Annotated in this window: 17 protein-coding genes; 6 read left to right on the top strand and 11 right to left on the bottom strand. The window is 55.4% G+C overall.

The genetic code is table 11. From position 1 onward, the window contains the following. Positions 1 to 85: 85 nt before the first annotated feature. From PH7735_RS00520 to PH7735_RS00480, 9 genes are all read right to left on the bottom strand, one after another. A complete protein-coding gene (locus PH7735_RS00520) occupies positions 86 to 2539 on the bottom strand; it encodes a GcvT family protein (protein ID WP_058309392.1) in 2454 nt (817 codons plus the stop codon). A gap of 94 nt (positions 2540 to 2633) precedes the next feature. Continuing rightward, a complete protein-coding gene (locus PH7735_RS00515; protein ID WP_058309391.1) occupies positions 2634 to 3620 on the bottom strand; it encodes a GlxA family transcriptional regulator in 987 nt (328 codons plus the stop codon). 3 nt (positions 3621 to 3623) lie between these two features. Further along, positions 3624 to 4520 carry a homocysteine S-methyltransferase family protein gene (locus tag PH7735_RS00510; RefSeq protein ID WP_058309390.1) on the bottom strand — a complete coding sequence of 299 codons (897 nt, stop codon included), beginning with the start codon at positions 4518 to 4520 and terminating at the stop codon, positions 3624 to 3626. Next, a complete protein-coding gene (locus PH7735_RS00505) occupies positions 4517 to 5575 on the bottom strand; it encodes an alcohol dehydrogenase family protein (RefSeq protein ID WP_145865295.1) in 1059 nt (352 codons plus the stop codon). Before PH7735_RS00505 ends, PH7735_RS00510 begins: the two co-directional genes overlap by 4 nt. 66 nt (positions 5576 to 5641) lie before the next feature. Then, entirely contained in the window at positions 5642 to 8092 is a 2451-nt protein-coding gene (locus PH7735_RS00500; protein ID WP_058309388.1) for a GcvT family protein, read from the bottom strand. A 12-nt stretch (positions 8093 to 8104) separates the two neighbouring features. Continuing rightward, on the bottom strand, positions 8105 to 8476 hold the full coding sequence (locus PH7735_RS00495) for a GFA family protein (RefSeq protein WP_058309387.1): 372 nt from the start codon (positions 8474 to 8476) through the stop codon (positions 8105 to 8107). 10 nt (positions 8477 to 8486) lie between these two features. Next, on the bottom strand, positions 8487 to 9059 hold the full coding sequence (locus PH7735_RS00490) for a helix-turn-helix domain-containing protein (protein WP_058309386.1): 573 nt from the start codon (positions 9057 to 9059) through the stop codon (positions 8487 to 8489). A gap of 170 nt (positions 9060 to 9229) precedes the next feature. Then, positions 9230 to 9688, bottom strand: coding sequence for a free L-methionine (R)-S-oxide reductase MsrC (msrC, locus tag PH7735_RS00485; RefSeq protein WP_058311073.1), 459 nt, complete (start codon positions 9686 to 9688; stop codon positions 9230 to 9232). 87 nt (positions 9689 to 9775) lie between these two features. Beyond that, on the bottom strand, positions 9776 to 10951 hold the full coding sequence (locus tag PH7735_RS00480; protein ID WP_058309385.1) for a thiolase family protein: 1176 nt from the start codon (positions 10949 to 10951) through the stop codon (positions 9776 to 9778). A gap of 184 nt (positions 10952 to 11135) precedes the next feature. Here PH7735_RS00480 and PH7735_RS00475 point away from each other — a divergent pair, with 184 nt between their 5' ends. Genes PH7735_RS00475 through PH7735_RS00460 form a run of 4 tightly spaced genes read left to right on the top strand, consistent with a single transcriptional unit; the run spans position 11136 to position 13992 of the window. Then, entirely contained in the window at positions 11136 to 11465 is a 330-nt protein-coding gene (locus tag PH7735_RS00475; RefSeq protein WP_058309384.1) for an STAS domain-containing protein, read from the top strand. A 58-nt stretch (positions 11466 to 11523) separates the two neighbouring features. Next, positions 11524 to 11970, top strand: a complete 447-nt coding sequence (locus tag PH7735_RS00470) for an ATP-binding protein (protein ID WP_058309383.1) — start codon at positions 11524 to 11526, stop codon at positions 11968 to 11970. Positions 11971 to 12024: 54 nt separating this feature from the next. Continuing rightward, the gene (locus PH7735_RS00465) at positions 12025 to 13602 is read left to right on the top strand and encodes a gamma-glutamyltransferase family protein (protein ID WP_058309382.1); all 1578 of its coding nucleotides are present in this window, start codon (positions 12025 to 12027) and stop codon (positions 13600 to 13602) included. A 3-nt stretch (positions 13603 to 13605) separates the two neighbouring features. Continuing rightward, a complete protein-coding gene (locus PH7735_RS00460; protein ID WP_058309381.1) occupies positions 13606 to 13992 on the top strand; it encodes a rhodanese-like domain-containing protein in 387 nt (128 codons plus the stop codon). A 34-nt stretch (positions 13993 to 14026) separates the two neighbouring features. Here the strand turns inward: PH7735_RS00460 and hspQ are convergent, their stop codons facing one another. Next, the gene (hspQ, locus tag PH7735_RS00455) at positions 14027 to 14353 is read right to left on the bottom strand and encodes a heat shock protein HspQ (RefSeq protein WP_058309380.1); all 327 of its coding nucleotides are present in this window, start codon (positions 14351 to 14353) and stop codon (positions 14027 to 14029) included. Positions 14354 to 14436: 83 nt separating this feature from the next. Here hspQ and PH7735_RS00450 point away from each other — a divergent pair, with 83 nt between their 5' ends. Together PH7735_RS00450 and PH7735_RS00445 are read left to right on the top strand one after the other, a co-directional pair. Further along, positions 14437 to 15318 carry an AEC family transporter gene (locus PH7735_RS00450; RefSeq protein ID WP_058309379.1) on the top strand — a complete coding sequence of 294 codons (882 nt, stop codon included), beginning with the start codon at positions 14437 to 14439 and terminating at the stop codon, positions 15316 to 15318. Between the two features lie 77 nt (positions 15319 to 15395). After that, positions 15396 to 15983, top strand: coding sequence for a transglycosylase SLT domain-containing protein (locus PH7735_RS00445; RefSeq protein WP_058309378.1), 588 nt, complete (start codon positions 15396 to 15398; stop codon positions 15981 to 15983). 53 nt (positions 15984 to 16036) lie between these two features. Here the strand turns inward: PH7735_RS00445 and PH7735_RS00440 are convergent, their stop codons facing one another. After that, a complete protein-coding gene (locus tag PH7735_RS00440) occupies positions 16037 to 16633 on the bottom strand; it encodes a LolA family protein (RefSeq protein ID WP_082645084.1) in 597 nt (198 codons plus the stop codon). Positions 16634 to 16660: the final 27 nt, after the last annotated feature.

Raw genomic sequence — 16660 nt, 5'->3', positions numbered from 1 at the left:
TGATGCTGAACGGTGAAGACTTCTCTATAACCTAAACAAGCCGCCCACAGGTCCGGGCGGCTTGCTCAATTCATCGATGGTGGGATCAGACTTTGACCCGCTCGGACTTGGGATCATACATTGGCTTCAGAGACGCTTCGGCTTTGACCTTTACGCCACAAACGTCAATTTCATAGGTTGATCCCAATACATCCGCGGCGCTTTCCCCTTCGCACGGTACATAGCCCATGCCGACAGCCGCGCCGAGCGTGTGCCCGTAGTTTCCGGAACTGAGATAGCCAACATATTCTCCGTTTCGCAGAATAGGCTCATTGTGGAACAAGAGCGGCTCTGCGTCGGTCAGCTTGAATTGAAGCATCCGGTTCTTGGGGCCACTTTCCTTGCGCGCAATGACGGCCTCTTTGCCAATAAAGTCGCTCTCTTTGGTCGCCTTCACCGCAAAGCCCAAGCCGGCATCCACAACATGATCTTCGCAGGTAATGTCGTGGCCAAAGTGACGGAAGCCTTTTTCAATACGGCAACTGTCCATCATGTGCATGCCACACAGTTTCATCCCGAATTCTTGTCCCGCGTCGAACAGCGTCTCGAACGCATGACCGGCCATGTCCGAGGAAACATAAATCTCCCAGCCTAGCTCTCCGACATAAGTCACACGGTGCGCTCGCGCCAATCCCATGCCCAATTCGATCTCTTGCGCGGTGCCGAAAGGATTGGTCGCATTGGTGAAATCGGCAGGCGAAACCGCCTCCAACACCTTGCGGGCATTGGGCCCCATGATGGCCAGGACACCTTCACCTGGTGTGACATCCGTTATGACCACATTGAAGTTGCCTTTGTTGCGCATCATCCAGGTCTGATCCGCAAGGCGGGTCGCGGCAGGTGTCACAACAAGATACGACGTTTCGGTAAGGCGCGTCACAGTCACGTCCGCCTCGATGCCACCACGATTATTGAGGAATTGGGTGTATACGATTTTACCATTCGCTACCGTATAGTCGCCGCCGCCGATATAGTTCATGAAGGCTTCGGCATCGGGTCCTTCAACCCGAATTTTCCCAAATGAAGACATATCGTACATGCCAACATTTTCGCGAACCGCACGGTGTTCCTCGGCCGAGTTCTCAAACCAGTTCTGGCGCTTCCATGTGTATTGGTATTCACGTTCCTGGCCTTCTTTGGCAAACCAGTTGGCGCGTTCCCATCCCGCCAGTTCACCGAAAACGGCGCCCTGCTCTTTCAGGTGATGATGGAACGGAGTGCGGCGCACGCCGCGCGCGGTCGCCTTTTGACGGTAAGGATAGTGATCCGCATAAAGCAGCCCCAAAGTTTCCTTGGAACGCTCAAAGAGATACTTTTTGTTTCCCTGAAACGGTTGCATCCGGCTGATGTCGACATCCCCGAGATCAAACGGTTTTTGACCGGTATCCATCCATTCAGCAAGCGCCATGCCCGCGCCGCCCGCAGACTGAATTCCAATCGAATTGAACCCAGCAGCAACCCACACATTGTCCATCTCGGGTGCAAGCCCAAGGTGATAGGCGTCATCCGGGGTAAAGGATTCAGGCCCGTTAAAGAATGTGTGAATACCCGCTTCGGCCAGCATCGGCATCCGGTTGATCGCATCTTCCAAAATAGGTTCGAAGTGATCAAAGTCTTCGGGCAACTGGTCAAACTCAAAGCTGTCGGGAATACCTTCCATCGCCCAAGGCTTGGATTCAGGTTCGAACGCCCCGAGCATCATTTTGCCCGCGTCCTCTTTGTAGTACGCACACTCATCCGGTACGCGCAGCACCGGCAATTGGGTTAGGCCCTCGATCGGTTCGGACACGATGTAGAAGTGTTCACAGGCATGAAGCGGGACGTTCACGCCCGCCATGCGGCCCACTTCATGGCCCCACATGCCGCCGCAATTCACGACCATGTCACATTCAATGTGCCCCGAGGCCGACCCGTCATCCGCGACCCAGTCAACACCCGTCACTTTTCGTCCGTCCTTGGCGATCTCCGTGACTTTCACGCGCTCTTTCACGATACCGCCACGCTGACGTGCGCCTTTGGCTAGTGCTAGCGCGATATTGGCGGGGTCCCCTTGGCCATCCAGAGGCAAATAAACGGCCCCGACAACGCCTTCGAGGTTCAGGTGAGGATACATTTCCTGAACGCGTTCGTTCGAGATTTCTTCGACTTCAACACCAAAGGCCCGCGCCATTGCCGCCTGACGGTAGATCTCTTCCTTGCGATCTTCGGTCAATGCGACGGTGATCGACCCCACGCGTTTGAACCCCGTGGCAACACCGGTTTCTTCTTCCAATGCGCCGTAGAGTTCCTGACTGTATTTTGCGAGCTTCGTCATGTTGGCCGTCGCGCGCAACTGGGCAATCAGGCCCGCCGCATGCCACGTCGTGCCGGACGTGAGCTGTTTACGCTCGAGCAGGACGACATCGTCCCAACCGAGTTTAGTCAGGTGATAGGCTACGGAACAGCCAACGACACCGCCGCCGATAATGACCACGCGGGCCTTGGTAGGAAGATCAGCCATCATACTCTCCAACGATCTGAATTTGTGTCACCCTGTCACGGGCTGCATTACGAAAATACGCGGAATCCGGCACGAAACATCTCAAAAATCCGCCTCAGCTCTGGCTTTGGCGGCGCTGTTTGCGCAGGGTCAAAGGGGTCACGCCGAAAAAGCTTTTGTAAAGGCTGCTGAACCCGCTCCCGAATCCGCAAGCGAGCCCGATTTCCCGCACGCTCATGGTTGTGTTCAACAGCAGGTTATTTGCCTTGCTCAATCGCAATTCGCGGTAGTAGGTGTTCGGCGTGGTATCAAGGTACATACGGAACTTGCGTTCCAGCGACCGGTTCGAAATCCCCAAAACCCGAACAAGTTCGTTGATCGGCAAAGGCTCTTCGATATTCGCCGCCATCAGTTCGATACAATCGTCCAGTTCCGCGTCACCGGTGTTGGTCCCTTTTACCCCGCTAAAGGGCTGCTGCGTCGAGTAATCCCGGATACGTTCGTGCAACATGATATCCGCAACCGTCATTTTGGCAGCAGCCGAGATATAGCGCCCAATCAACAGCAAAACCACATCCATGGTTGAGCTCATTCCGGCGCAGGTCACCACCTTGCCGTCTTCTACTGCCAAGGCAGATTGCGCGTCAAACACGCCCTGCCGTTCACGCAAGACGGCACTGTTTTCCCAATGGGTCGTCAAGGCGGTATGACGGTTGCCATGTTCGCTGATATAGCGGCTCGCCGCCTCGGCCAACAAAAACACCTGCGCGTTGCGATAGGTATAGCGGGACACGTGCGATCCCACCGACAATGCGGGATTGTCGGGATTGGAGTTGCCAATCACAAAGAGATAGTCCGCATCGGGCCTTTCCGTCATGGACTGGGTCTCGACAAGAACTCCCGTACGGCTGCGTATGGAGCCACCATGCAAGGATCGGAAAGTCCATTGAAAGATGGGAGAGACACTCACCCGGTTGGCGATCATCAGCACGTCAACCACGCTGGCCAACTCTGACAACACAAAGTCATCCGCGACCAGAATATCAAATTTGATCTGGCGCGTGATGGCTTCGAACTCTTTATGGCGAGACGTGATTGTCATGGTTCAGACTACCTCAAAACCTCCTGCGGTCAGGCGCTTGGCCAGCTCCGCAATATGGGCGGGGCCGATTTCGCAACACCCCCCGGTTAAGGTGATCCCCTCAGCCACCCAGCTCATGGCAAAATCGGCATAGGCATCGGGCGTCATTTCTTGCCGTGCCTTCAAATCTTTGACCGTGCCGCCAATTTCAAGTGCATCAATACCCGCAAACCCGTTGGCATATGCCCCGACAGGTTTGTTCCGTCGCAACAGCGCGGGCAAATTCGCGCTGACAATCTCGGGTTTCGAGCAGTTCAGCATCACGCCCGCATGGTCCAAATCTTCAAGAGCGTCCAACGCCGCCTCAAGTGTTTCGCCCGATCGCAGAGTGGCGCTGTTGTCGTCCGACAGGGTCATAGCCACCCACGTCGGCACACCGGTTTCACTTCCCGCTTGTGCCGCGGCGGTCACTTCGGCGATGGATGACAGGGTTTCGCACAACAAAAAGTCACTCGCTTCGGCCTGTGCTGCGGCAATCTCGCGATAGAGCGGCAGCATGTCTTTGTGACTTCGTGCCTTGTCCGGCCGGTATGACCCATGCAGCGGGGGCAGGCATCCGGCGATCCGCACTCCTTCAACACCCACTGCATCACGGGCTGCATTCACCAATTCAACAGCTTTGGCCTGTAAGGGCTTGAACAGATCACCAACGCCTTCACGTTCAAGCCGTTCGGGTGTCGCCGTGTAGGTGTTCAAAGTGATCAGTCGCGCCCCTGCCCGGATAAAATCCTCATGAACGCTTTGAACGAAATGCGGCTCTTCCATCATAACCTTGGTCGACCACAAGGGGTGCGCCGGCATAGACGACCGTTTGATAAGTTCCTGACCGGCGCCACCATCTTTGAGAATGATCTGAGTCATGCTGTCTCCTGTGGCGGAATGAGGACAAGTTTACCCGGAAAGGTTTTCGACATAAAATCTTCCTGGGCCTCCTTGATCATGCAGAGATCGTAGGTCTTGGACACAAGTGGCCTGATTTTGCCCTCGTTCATCAATGCGACCAAGCGGGCGAACACTTGAGGCGGTTGATAGGTGCATCCGTGCAATGTGATATCCGGCAAGTAGATTTCCCGAAGATCCGCTTCGACAATCGGGCCTGCAATCGCACCGGACACGGCGTAATGACCCGCAGGTTTCAAAGCGCGGATCAGCGTCGCAAAAGCAGGACCGCCCACCACATCGATAACTGCATCAAAACATGCTGGTGCCGGGTCGCTGCCTCTTTCCAGAATGCTGGTGGCCCCGGCATTGCGTACAACGTCGGCTTTGGTGGCGGTTGTTTGTCCTGTCACAACTGCACCGCGCAATGCTGCAAGCTGCACCGCAGCCAGACCAACCCCACCCGAAGCACCGGTAATCAAGACCGATTGGCCTTCGCTAACACCTGCTCGGGTCAACAGGTTTTCAGCCGTGCCAAAGGCACAGGGGATTGCCGCAATTTCAACGTCTGAGAGCGGGGATGCGCTGACATCATAAACGTCCGCTGCGTCCACGAGACAATACTCGGCAAAAGCTCCGTCTTTTTCCGACCCTAGCGCGATATAGGCTGTTGGGGCGGTCTTCGTTGGGCGCGGCAGATTAATCGGGCAGGTAATGCGCGCACCTATCGGAAGGTCTACGGCGTCGCCTACTGCAACAACACGCCCACAGAGATCACCGCCCTGAATGCGCGGGAAGGCCAGCGCTCCGGCGTGACCACCGGCCTCGCCGACTTCTCCACCATCCGTGGCGCCAGTCACATCGGACGCGTACCACCCGATGCGCGTATTGATGTCGGTGTTATTCACACCTGCGGCCAGCACCCGCACAAGCACCTGTCCCGCATTGGGACGCGGGGCGGGAATGTCCTCTCGCCATTCCAGCACCTCGGGGCCGCCATGTGCGGTGAGATAAATGCCTTTCATGAGCTCTGGCAGCATGGCGATTTCCTATGGTGATGCGGTTGCCGAAAACAAGTGTTCCGGCAAACGCAAGAGATGGGATCAGGCGCGCAAACGTTCGTTCGCAGGGTCCCAAAGAGGTTGGTCTTTCTGTACCACGGCGCGATGCTTCTCGCCGTAGATTTCGACCTCCAGTTCGGTGCCTTCCACAGCGTGTTCAGCCTTGATCATGCCCAGCGCAATCGATGCATTCACCCGGTGGCCGTACCCGCCCGACGTGGTTTCACCAACGATCTCTCCATCTTTCCAGATGCAGGACATATAAGGCGCATCCGCGTTGCCAGCTTCGATAATCAAAGTGGCAAACGACTTTTTCACACCCTGCTGCTTTTCGGATTGGATCGCGGCCTTACCCGGGAAATCCTGAGGCTTGTCCAGCTTGACAAAACGCCCCAATCCACCTTCGAGAAGCGAATAATCGGTCGACAGATCCCCTTTCCACGCACGATAGCCTTTTTCCAAACGCATCGAGTTGAGCGCGTACATACCAAACGGCTTGGCACCCGCATCAAGAACCGCATCATAGATTGCCGGCATGTCGTCATTCAACGCGTGCACTTCCCAACCCAGTTCACCGGCAAAAGACACACGCACCAGATGCGCGGGTTTGCCTGCGACGGTCGCCGCCTGATGTGTCAGCCATCCAAGCGACAGATCGGCGTCTGTCAGCGTTGACAGGATCTCGCGCGACTTTGGCCCTGTCACGATCAGCGTGTCACGGGTGGTGGTCACATCTTCAACCGTCACACCAGCAGGCATTGCTTGGACCAGAATGTCCCGATCGTGCCATTGCGCCGTAGCAGCGGTGATCATGACGAACTCGTCTTCGCCCAGACGCAGACAGGACATCTCGGTCAGGATACGGCCACGCGGGTCAGAGATATATACTAGGTTGATGCGGCCCACTTTGGGAAGGCCACCCGCAACAAGACCACGCAACGCCTCGGCAGCACCCTCACCCTTGAGCATAAAGCGCGAGAAACCCGGCAGGTCCAGAACACCGCAGTTGTCGCGGACGTTCTCGACTTCTTCCTTGATGCGCTGCTCCCACGGGCCCGAACGCCCCCATGTGTGGGTTGCTTCTTCTGAGGTGTCGTCGCCGTCCTTGGCAAACCAGTTGGCACGCTCCCAACCATTGTAGGCGCCCATCTGACCACCCAAGGCTTTGACTTTGTCGTGGACCGGCGACAGCTTCTTGTCGCGTGCGGCAGGCCATTCGTGCTGTGGGAAATGCATGGCGTATTCGTTGCCATAAACTTCCATGCCTTTCTTGTCGCAATAATCCTGATCGGTGTAGTCGGTATAGCGGCGCGGATCGACCGCCCACATGTCCCACTCGGTTGAACCGTCCACGATCCATTCCGCCATGACCTTGCCAGCACCGCCACCCTGCGCGATTCCGAAGGTAAAGACACAGGCTTCGAAGGCGTTCTCGACGCCAGGCATCGGACCCATCAGCGGCAACCCGTCGGGGGCGTATGGAATGGGGCCGTTGATCACGCTGGACACACCCGAGGTTGCCATCAGCGGCACACGCTCCATCGCGTCGGTCACGATGTCTTCGATCCGGTCCAGATCTTCCTGCCAAAGCTGGAACGAGAAATCATCAGGCATCTTGTCATCAGTAGACGACAGCCAGTGACCTTTGCAGTTTGGCTCGTATGGGCCGAGGTTGTAGCCGTTCTTTTCCTGACGCAGGTAGTAGGACACGTCCACGTCGCGGATCAGAGGCAGCTTGCCGCCGTGTTCCTTGGACCAAGCTTCAACCTCGTCGATCTGCTCGGTCAGCAGATACTGGTGCTCCATCACCATCATTGGGACGGTGCGGCCACCATAAGGTTTGAACCATTCGCCAACCCGCTGCGCATAGTAGCCAGCAGCGTTCACAACCTTTTCACATTCGATGTCGCCCTTATCGGTGTGAACGATCCAGGTTTTGTCTTGTTTCTGGGTCACGCCCGTTGCGGGGCAGAAACGGATGATTTTCTGGCCCATGTCACGGGCCCCTTTGGCCAGCGCCTGAGTCAACTGAGCGGGGTCGATGTCGCCATCCGACGGATCCCAAAGAACACCTTCCAAATCGTGCGTTTCAAGGAAAGGATAGTTTTCCTTGGCTTGCTCCGGTGTCCACATCTCCATGTCGATGCCCTGATAACGACCCATCGACATGGCCCGCTCGAATTCTTGCATCCGCTCTTTTGTGTGCGCCAAACGGATTGAGCCTGACTGGTGATAGTTCATCGGATAATCGACTTCTTCACCAAGACGTTCATACAGCTCGGTCGAATACCGCTGCATGTTCATGATCGCCCAAGACGTGGAAAAGGTCGGCACGTTGCCCGCCGCGTGCCAGGTGGACCCGGCGGTCAGCTCGTTCTTTTCGAGAAGCACGCAATCGGTCCAGCCCTTCTTGCCCAGATGATACAGCGTCGATGCGCCAACGACGCCACCGCCGATGATGACCACACGGGCCTTGGTTGGAAAATCAGACATGGTCTCTCCTTGTTAGTCCTTTTGCGGCACGTCGTCCGCGATGTCATAGTAGTCGCCCTTTTCGGCAACAAAGATGTGCTTGGAGAGTGTCAGGCCAGTCGGACCGTCCACTGCACCAAGAGCAAAGCTAATTGTGTCTTCGTCGTGCGCCTTCCAAAACAGAAAGGAACCGCACCGCGGACAGCTGCCGCGTTTTGCAGTTTCGCTAGAGTCGAACCACCGCACCTCGCCAGTGATCGTCAAATCGCTTTCGTTCACAAAAGCAGATGACCATACGCCACCGGATTGTTTGCGACACTGGCCGCAATGGCACATTGACGGGCCTTGCGGCTTTGCCGAAGTTTCAAAAGAGATATCCTTGCAAAGGCAGGTTCCTTTGAGCATCACACTCTCCTCAATACACCGGTGGTGCGATGACCCAGATCGCAACGCAGGGGGCATCATGCGGATTCGACCATTGGTATTCTTCGCCACGGATACGGAAGCTATCTCCTGGTCCTACTGAAAAGCTGCGATCCCCGATGCGCAGGTCCAGACGTCCGGAAATGATATACCCCACTTCCTGCGTTGGGCGATTTGCGGGCACTTGCATTTCCGAATGCGGCTGGAACGTTGAATGCACCATCTCGAAGTCATCCGTGAGATCAGGCGACAACAGTTCTTCAACCAAACCTTCCGTGCTGCCACCCATCGGACGACGCGCACCGGCGCGAACCACGTAACCTTGTTCTCCGGCGGATACGCTGGCGTGGCCAAACAACATCGACATCGGCACGCCCAGAACTTCACCAATTTGGCGCAGGTCAGAAATTGTCGGTTCGGACTTGTCCCGCTCCACTTGGCTCAGCCATCCAACCGAGCGCCCCAACCGTTCCGCCATATCCACGAGTGTCAGATCGCGCGACTTTCGCAGCGCGCGAATGTCCGCACCTAGCGTCTCGAGATCAGAAGGAGGTTTGTGCAGCATGAACGTCGGGCATCCGTGAAATTTTCAGTAACAATTTCACGGTGCAGCAAGTTGGTGAAATTTCCAAGCATTTTTTCACACCGCAACGCAGCATTTTTCACAGCCCCTCTCTCGAGAGGCTGTCCGGATATCGAATTAAGGTGAGTTAGGAATGCCCTTTACGGGGTGAACTAGGCGGCGTCAGAAAACGCCAAAGCCAGTATTTTTTCAATGTGATCAGCGTCTTCCTGCGTGAAGGCATCAGGTTGGTCGCTATCGATATCAAACACCCCAAGCAACGTGCCCTGTGCGTTCACAACCGGCAAAACCAGCTCGGAACGGGTGCTTGAAGAACAAGCAATGTGATCCGAGAACGCTTCGACATCAGGCACAAGTTGAATGTCACGGGTGCGCGCCGCAGCACCACATACCCCCCGCGAGAAGGGAATCACCAGACAGCCATGTCCCCCTTGATAGGGGCCGATCTTGAGAACCTCAGGCGCAACCACCCGATAAAACCCCGTCCAGTCAAAGCGCTCGTCGCTGTGGTGGACCTCGCATGCGACGGTTGCCATCAAAGAAATCACATCGGTCTCGCCCTCGGTCAGAGCCGCGATTGTTTGTGCGAGTGTTGTGTAGTCTACAGACATGATCATCCCCATCGGTGGCGTGGGGGTGTTGTGCCCCCAATTGACCTCAGAGGTCAATTCACCACCGCGAGATTTCAAAGGGCACGTTTATTCGACGCGCTCGATTGCGATGGCCGTTCCTTCACCGCCACCGATACAGATCGCTGCAACCCCGCGTTTCAATCCGCGTTTTTCCAGCGCGTTGAGCAAAGTCACCATGATCCGCGCGCCCGAAGCACCAATCGGATGCCCAAGGGCACAGGCCCCGCCGTTTACGTTCACGATATCGCGCGACAGACCCATTTCGTGCATGAACGCCATGGGAACGACGGCAAAGGCTTCGTTGACTTCCCAAAGATCGACATCGTCTTTGGTCCATCCGATCTGCTCCAACAGTTTTTGAGCGGCGGGGACTGGTGCGGTTGTGAACAACCCCGGTGCCTGTGCGTGGCTGGCGTGGCCAAGAACGCGCGCTCGAATATTGAGCCCCTTTTCTTTGGCCGCATCTTCCGACGCCAGAACCAAAGCCGCAGCGCCGTCCGAAATCGAAGACGAGTTCGCAGGTGTCACGGTACCGTCTTTGCGAAACGCGGGTTTCAATTGAGGGATTTTTTCAGGGCGCGCCTTAGCGGGCTGTTCGTCTTCTGAAAAAACAACTTCGCCTTTGCGCGTTTGCAATACAACCGGCGCAATTTCGTTTTCAAAAGCACCTGACTTTTGGGCCTCGAGCGCGTTGGACAACGATTTCAGCGCATATTCATCCTGGGCTTCGCGCGTAAACTGAAAGCTTTCGGCACAATCTTCGGCAAAGGTGCCCATCAGGCGCCCCTTGTCATAGGCATCTTCAAGGCCATCAAGGAACATATGGTCCTGAACCTGCTGATGTCCGATCCGTGCGCCGCTGCGCATTTTTGGCAAAATGTATGGGGCATTGGTCATGCTCTCCATACCACCCGCAATCATAAGGTCAGTATGGCCCAGCGCAATTTGGTCGAATCCGACCATCGCCGCCTTCATACCTGATCCGCACATTTTGTTCAGCGTGGTTGCCGGAACGTCCTCACCCAGCCCACCGGCAAATCCGGCCTGTCGCGCTGGCGCTTGTCCCTGCCCCGCAGGCAGAACACAGCCCATCAGAACTTCGTCGACGGTTTCCGTCTTGGCATCCTCAAGCGCGGCCTTGATCGCAGCGCCGCCCAGTTGCGCTGCCTCAACCCCGTCGAACACACCTTGAAAGCCACCCATCGGGGTTCTTGCGGCCCCTGCAATCACAACATTTTTCATCTTCGCTCTCCTCTAGCGACCGTGCAGTTTTCCCAGCCATGGCGGCAAATCGTTGCAACGATATTTCAATGCGCAGTTTCGACCGGAATCTGGCCAAGGTCCATCCCGCAGAAATGCGGGAGGCGCTCATGGATTGGTAAGACTTGGGTCCTAGCATGTCTTCGAAACGAAAGAGGACGCCATCATGGATTTATCAAGCAACGCTGACAGCGGCACCCTAATCGTGACTGTAAACGAAAAACGGATTGATGCATCAGTGGCTATTCAATTCAAAGACAGAATGCGGGTCGAAACCGAAGGGCAAGACGGCCGCGTGGTTTTGAATTTGTCTCAGGTGGATTTCATCGATTCAAGCGGATTGGGCGCCATCGTGGCTGCGATGAAACAGCTTGGCCAAGACAGACGGCTTGAACTGTCCTGCCTCAGCACAAACGTCGACAAAGTGTTCCGCCTGACCAGAATGGATACGGTTTTCAACATCCACGACACCTTGGCCGATGCCCTTGCGCATTAACCTGGCATAGATGCAGCTTGATCTCTCGGCTTTGCCAGGTGCCTCAGGAAACGGTTACATGACATCACCAACGCATTTTTTTGAGGTCACATTGGAAGGCAAACCTTCGGCCGTGCGCGAGGGGCTGGCCCACATCAGGGCCGAGTTGGCGGCCTTGGGCGAGACCGAGAATTTTCTGGGTCGCCTGGAAACGGTTCTGGCTGAAGTGCTAAACAATATTGTCGAACATGCGTTCAAGCCCGGCACCAACGGTGAAATTACGATTCATCTTAGGAAAGGACGGCATAACTGGCACATTCGTGTCGATGACACCGGCAACTGCATGCCCAATACAGCGGTTCCGAACGGCGACCTGCCATCGCTTGAAACGGATTTCTACAACCTACCGGAAGGTGGGTTCGGATGGGCTCTGGTCAAAATGCTGGCAAATCAGGTGCGCTATGTCCGCCATGAAGGGGGAAATCGACTGGAGTTCCTTCTTCCGCTCGCTTGGGACGCAGAGTGATTGGCAAAGTTGGAATCGCCACCTAAGGTCCAATGCGGGATCAAGGGAGAGCACATGAGAAATTTTCATTTTCCGGGCCGGTCGCCGGTCTATGCCGAGAACGGTGTTTGCGCCACATCACATCCGTTGGCAGCGCAAGTCGCGATCGACGTACTTAAACGTGGTGGCAACGCGATGGACGCCGCCATCGCGGGCGCGGTTTTACTGGGTATCTGCGAGCCGCAAATGACGGGCATTGGCGGCGATTGCTTTGTTCTGTTTTCACCAGCAGGCAGCGATGACGTTCACGCCTTCAATGGATCAGGCAAGGCCCCAGCCGTTGCTAGTGCGTCAAAGATGCGTGAGGCCGGACACAGCGTCATGCCTCTGAACACCCCTGATGCCGTGACCTTGCCCGGCGCGATTGATGCCTTCTGCCAACTTTCCGAAAACTGGGGCACACTTGGCATTGATGCCATCCTTGCACCGGCAATTCACTATGCCGACGCAGGTGTGCCGGTTGCCCCACGTGTCGCCTTTGATTGGGCCAGTTCAGAGGCCACTCTGCAAGGCAGTGCACGCGAACACTATCTTGTGGATGGCCGCGCACCAGCAGTCGGTGAGATGTTCCGGGCACCCGGCCAAGCAGAGGTTTTGCGGCGAGTCGCGGCCCAAGGCAGGTCTGCTTTCTACGAGGGTGAAATTGCCGAAGACATGGTTGCCTCGTTGCAAGCATTGGGCGGGCAGCACACTCTCGAAGATTTTGCTGCTGTGCGCGGTATGTCTACGACTCCTATCAGCGATTTCTACAATGATGTCGAACTGGTAGAGCATCCCCCGAATGGTCAGGGGGCCACTGCCATCTTGATGACAAACATCCTGTCTCACTTTGATATTGCTGGGATGGACCCGCTTGGCGCCCAACGCGTTCATATAGAGGCAGAGGCCGCCAAGTTGGCGTATGATGCCCGCAATCGTTTTCTGGCCGATCCGGATGAAACGGCGCGTCTCGCACATATGTTGTCCAAGGACACGGCGCGACGTCTCGCGGATCTGATCGATCCGGCCACAGCACACCACGCCACAAGCGCACTTTCAGAAGCGGTTCACAAAGACACGATCTATATCACAGTTGTCGACAAGGATCGCATGGCGGTTTCATTGATCTATTCGATTTTCCATGGGTTCGGATCGGGGATTGCATCGGACAAATTCGGCATTTTGTTCCAAAATCGGGGGGCTGGCTTCTCACTGGAACAAGGGCACCCGAATGAACTCGCGCCCGGCAAACGCCCAATGCACACCATCATTCCCGGAATGCTGAAGGAAAACGGAAAAGTGACCATGCCGTTTGGTGTGATGGGCGGGGCGTATCAACCAAACGGCCACGCTCGTTTCTTGTCCAACTTGACGGACTTTGGCATGGACCCGCAATCCGCAATTGATGCGCCGCGTTCTTTTGCGGACTCGGTCGATCTGAAACTGGAACTGGGATATGGCGATAGCGTGCGCCAAGAGCTGAGTGATCTTGGGCATGAAATTTCCACACCCGACGGCCCCATTGGTGGGGCGCAAGCCATTCGCATACATAAAAACGGCGTTCTTGAGGGCGGATCTGATCCTCGCAAGGATGGCTGTGCAATAGGATACTGAGACATGCCCATTACACCTGTAAAAACTCTGGTCGCAGAAGCTAAAGAGCAAATTGAAACCTTGCCCCAAACCGAGGTTGAAACGCTTTTGGCAAGCGGTGAAATCGTTTTAATCGACATCCGCGATATTCGTGAATTAAAGCGGGACGGGCGTATTCCGGGCGCGATACATGCTCCACGCGGTATGCTCGAATTTTGGATCGACCCCGAAAGCCCCTATCACAAACCTGACTTTGCTACAGACAAGAAGCTGGTTCTGTTTTGCGCGAGCGCGTGGCGCTCGGCTCTTGCCGTGAAAAACCTGCAAGATATCGGCGTGGAGAACATCGCGGAAATGGCTGATGGATTTAGTGCGTGGAAGTCGCGTGGTGCTGCAGTCGAAACCGACTGATTCACGAAAAAGGGCCGGTCAATCCGGCCCTGCATCAATTCATCTGAAAATGCAGCGGATAAGACCCGTCGGTAAACGGGCCGAACATGTCCGGGATATCAGGGTGGTCCACGGGTTCACCAGAATAGTCCGCTATCAGATTTTGCTCGGACACATACGCAACATAATAGGTGTGATCGTTTTCCGCGAGCAGGTGATAGAAAGGCTGCTCTTTTGCAGGGCGGCTGTCTTCGGGGATCGCGTCATACCATTCGTCAGTGTTCGAGAATTCGGGATCCACATCGAACACAACTCCGCGAAACGGGTGTTTTCGGTGACGTACGACCTGACCAAGGTAATATTTTGCGCGTGTTTTCAACATATCTTGCAGCCCCTACCCCTCAAAGGTATCCCGTTCAAGGGGCCTTTGTCCAATAATTGCCACATTTTTCAAGGAAACAGTCTGTGAACCTTGCCTTAACAGTTCTGGAAATTACGGCCCCTGTGTTCCTTTTGGCTGCGGTTGGGTTCACCTGGGTGAAAGTTGGATTCGAGTATAGAATTCAATTCGTTACCCAGCTTGCGATGACCCTTGCGGTGCCTTGTTTGATCTTCACCGCCCTTATGAAAACCGAAGCGGATATCGTTGCGCTTGGGCGGCTCGCGGTTGCCGCTACGGTAAGTTATGCCGCAGTTGGCATGGTCGGCTGGGCGCTTTTGGCGGCTTTCGGTTTGAACCTGCGGACGTATTTGGCACCCTTCATTTTCGGCAACACGGGTAACCTCGGCATCCCGCTCGCACTGTTTGCTTTTGGGCAGGCCGGTCTTGAACGCGCGGTTGTTCTTCTCGCCGTGAGTGCCGTTTTGTCTTTTACGATTGGCATATGGCTTGTCGCGGGGCGCGGCGCATTTGGAAAAATCCTCAAGGAACCGATGATTGGCGCGACCTTGCTTGGGGCGTTGTTCCTTTGGCAAGGGTGGGAGACCCCAACCTTTCTGACAAACACCCTCGAACTTGCCGGGCAAATGGCGATTCCGATGATGTTGATCACACTGGGGGTGGCGGTGGCCCGCCTGACACCCGGCCGCGTGGTGACGGCGATTGGCCTTTCGGTGGTTAAACTTGTGGTCTGCGCGTTGATCGCTTGGGGAATCGCCTCGGCCTTTGCCTTGGACGACACATCATTCGGGGTGCTTGTTCTCCAGATTTCGACGCCAGTGGCTGTCACAGCGTATCTTTTGGCGGAAAAATACGGTGCCGACAGCGAGAGCGTTGCAGGTTTCGTCGTGGTATCCACACTGATCTCGATTGCAGGCCTGCCACTGTTGCTGGCGCTTCTGCTTTGACCCACGCAATTGTCATTTTCCTATGCCTGAGGATCAGCTAGACTGTCGCAAAACATACAAAAGATAGCGAGAGGCAGATGAGCAGATTCTTTCGCGCGCTGGTAATTGTGGTTCTGGTTGGTTCATGTGGTGGAGGGTACAATACTCCGCCGCACAATCTGGATGACGCCTGTGCGATTCTCAAACAACGCCCACAGTTCATTAAGGCGTTCAAAGCGACCAAGCGCAAATGGGACATTCCCGTTAATGTGCAGATGGCGATCCTGTATCAGGAAAGCAAATTCGATGCTGATGCACGCACGCCTTACCGCTATGTGCTGGGCGTTTTGCCGATGGGGCGCCAAAGCAGCGCATATGGATATGCCCAGGCGCTGGATGCAACATGGGAACAATACAAACAGGAAACCGGACGCCGCGGTGCCAAGCGTGATGACATCCGGGATGCGACCGACTTTATGGGGTGGTACATGAATATTACCCGTTCAAAGAACGGCATCGCCCTTGATGATGCGCGCCGACAGTACCTTGCCTATCACGAAGGTCACACCGGATACGCACGCGGTTCCTACAAGAAAAAACCGTGGCTCATGCGTGTGTCTGGCGAGGTGGAAGATCGGGCAGAGATGTATCGTTTCCAGATCGAGAAGTGCGCCCGAATCCGTTAAGGGACACTCATCAAAGAACAAAAAGGGCGCCCGAATATTTCGGGCGCCTTTTTTTAATGTCCGCGCAAATACATCTCGATGTTGAAGATTTTGTTTTTGATCGGAATACCAACTTGAGTGTCACCAAGGACGACCGTGGTCCGCCCCCCGTTTCCGTCGTTGATAATCCACTGACGCAGTTCGACCGGAGAGTCCGTAAAGCGCAGTTGAATGTTGCCGTATTCGGGGTGTTCCGGATCTTGTGCCGTCACAATAGTAGCCGTCCCGTCATAGTCGTGACCAACCACCATGTTCGCCCTTGAGAGATCAACGTTTCGCGCCAAAATCACGCTGAGGGGTGTCCGGTGCAAAGGGTATTGTTCCGGAGGCTGGTTAGAACGGCCATCAAAAATCGCAACATTGTTTGCACTGACCAGAACCAACGCTTTCTCTGGTGGATTATATTCAAAACGGGCTTTGCCGGGACGCTTTAAAAACAAAGTACCCGTCGAAATCGACCCGTCATCATTGATCTGGGTAAACCGCGCCTCTGCCGTTTTCATCCGGTTCAGGTATTTGGACAAATCGTTCAAAGACAGCTTTTCAGCATAAGCCGGTACAGCCGTAGCGAGGATCAGAGCGGGAACCGCGAGGAATCGTAAAATAGTCATGCACATAACCTAAGAATGAAGCCGCCG

Source organism: Shimia thalassica (assembly GCF_001458215.1).
Classification (GTDB): Bacteria; Pseudomonadota; Alphaproteobacteria; order Rhodobacterales; family Rhodobacteraceae; genus Shimia; species Shimia thalassica.
The sequence above is the reverse complement of the archived record's forward strand: the minus strand, read 5'-3'. Positions and strand labels throughout refer to the sequence as shown.

What these genes read in the sequence shown, in the direction of transcription:
- PH7735_RS00515 (WP_058309391.1), bottom strand. Translation starts at nt 3,620, where the DNA reads ATGACAATCACGTCTCGCCATAAAGAGTTCGAAGCCATCACGCGCCAG.
- PH7735_RS00465 (WP_058309382.1), top strand. Translation starts at nt 12,025, where the DNA reads ATGAGAAATTTTCATTTTCCGGGCCGGTCGCCGGTCTATGCCGAGAAC.
- PH7735_RS00495 (WP_058309387.1), bottom strand. Translation starts at nt 8,476, where the DNA reads ATGCTCAAAGGAACCTGCCTTTGCAAGGATATCTCTTTTGAAACTTCG.
- msrC (WP_058311073.1), bottom strand. Translation starts at nt 9,688, where the DNA reads ATGTCTGTAGACTACACAACACTCGCACAAACAATCGCGGCTCTGACC.
- PH7735_RS00445 (WP_058309378.1), top strand. Translation starts at nt 15,396, where the DNA reads ATGAGCAGATTCTTTCGCGCGCTGGTAATTGTGGTTCTGGTTGGTTCA.
- PH7735_RS00470 (WP_058309383.1), top strand. Translation starts at nt 11,524, where the DNA reads ATGACATCACCAACGCATTTTTTTGAGGTCACATTGGAAGGCAAACCT.
- PH7735_RS00440 (WP_082645084.1), bottom strand. Translation starts at nt 16,633, where the DNA reads ATGACTATTTTACGATTCCTCGCGGTTCCCGCTCTGATCCTCGCTACG.
- PH7735_RS00460 (WP_058309381.1), top strand. Translation starts at nt 13,606, where the DNA reads ATGCCCATTACACCTGTAAAAACTCTGGTCGCAGAAGCTAAAGAGCAA.
- PH7735_RS00480 (WP_058309385.1), bottom strand. Translation starts at nt 10,951, where the DNA reads ATGAAAAATGTTGTGATTGCAGGGGCCGCAAGAACCCCGATGGGTGGC.
- PH7735_RS00475 (WP_058309384.1), top strand. Translation starts at nt 11,136, where the DNA reads ATGGATTTATCAAGCAACGCTGACAGCGGCACCCTAATCGTGACTGTA.
- PH7735_RS00490 (WP_058309386.1), bottom strand. Translation starts at nt 9,059, where the DNA reads ATGCTGCACAAACCTCCTTCTGATCTCGAGACGCTAGGTGCGGACATT.
- PH7735_RS00520 (WP_058309392.1), bottom strand. Translation starts at nt 2,539, where the DNA reads ATGGCTGATCTTCCTACCAAGGCCCGCGTGGTCATTATCGGCGGCGGT.
- PH7735_RS00500 (WP_058309388.1), bottom strand. Translation starts at nt 8,092, where the DNA reads ATGTCTGATTTTCCAACCAAGGCCCGTGTGGTCATCATCGGCGGTGGC.
- PH7735_RS00510 (WP_058309390.1), bottom strand. Translation starts at nt 4,520, where the DNA reads ATGACTCAGATCATTCTCAAAGATGGTGGCGCCGGTCAGGAACTTATC.
- hspQ (WP_058309380.1), bottom strand. Translation starts at nt 14,353, where the DNA reads ATGTTGAAAACACGCGCAAAATATTACCTTGGTCAGGTCGTACGTCAC.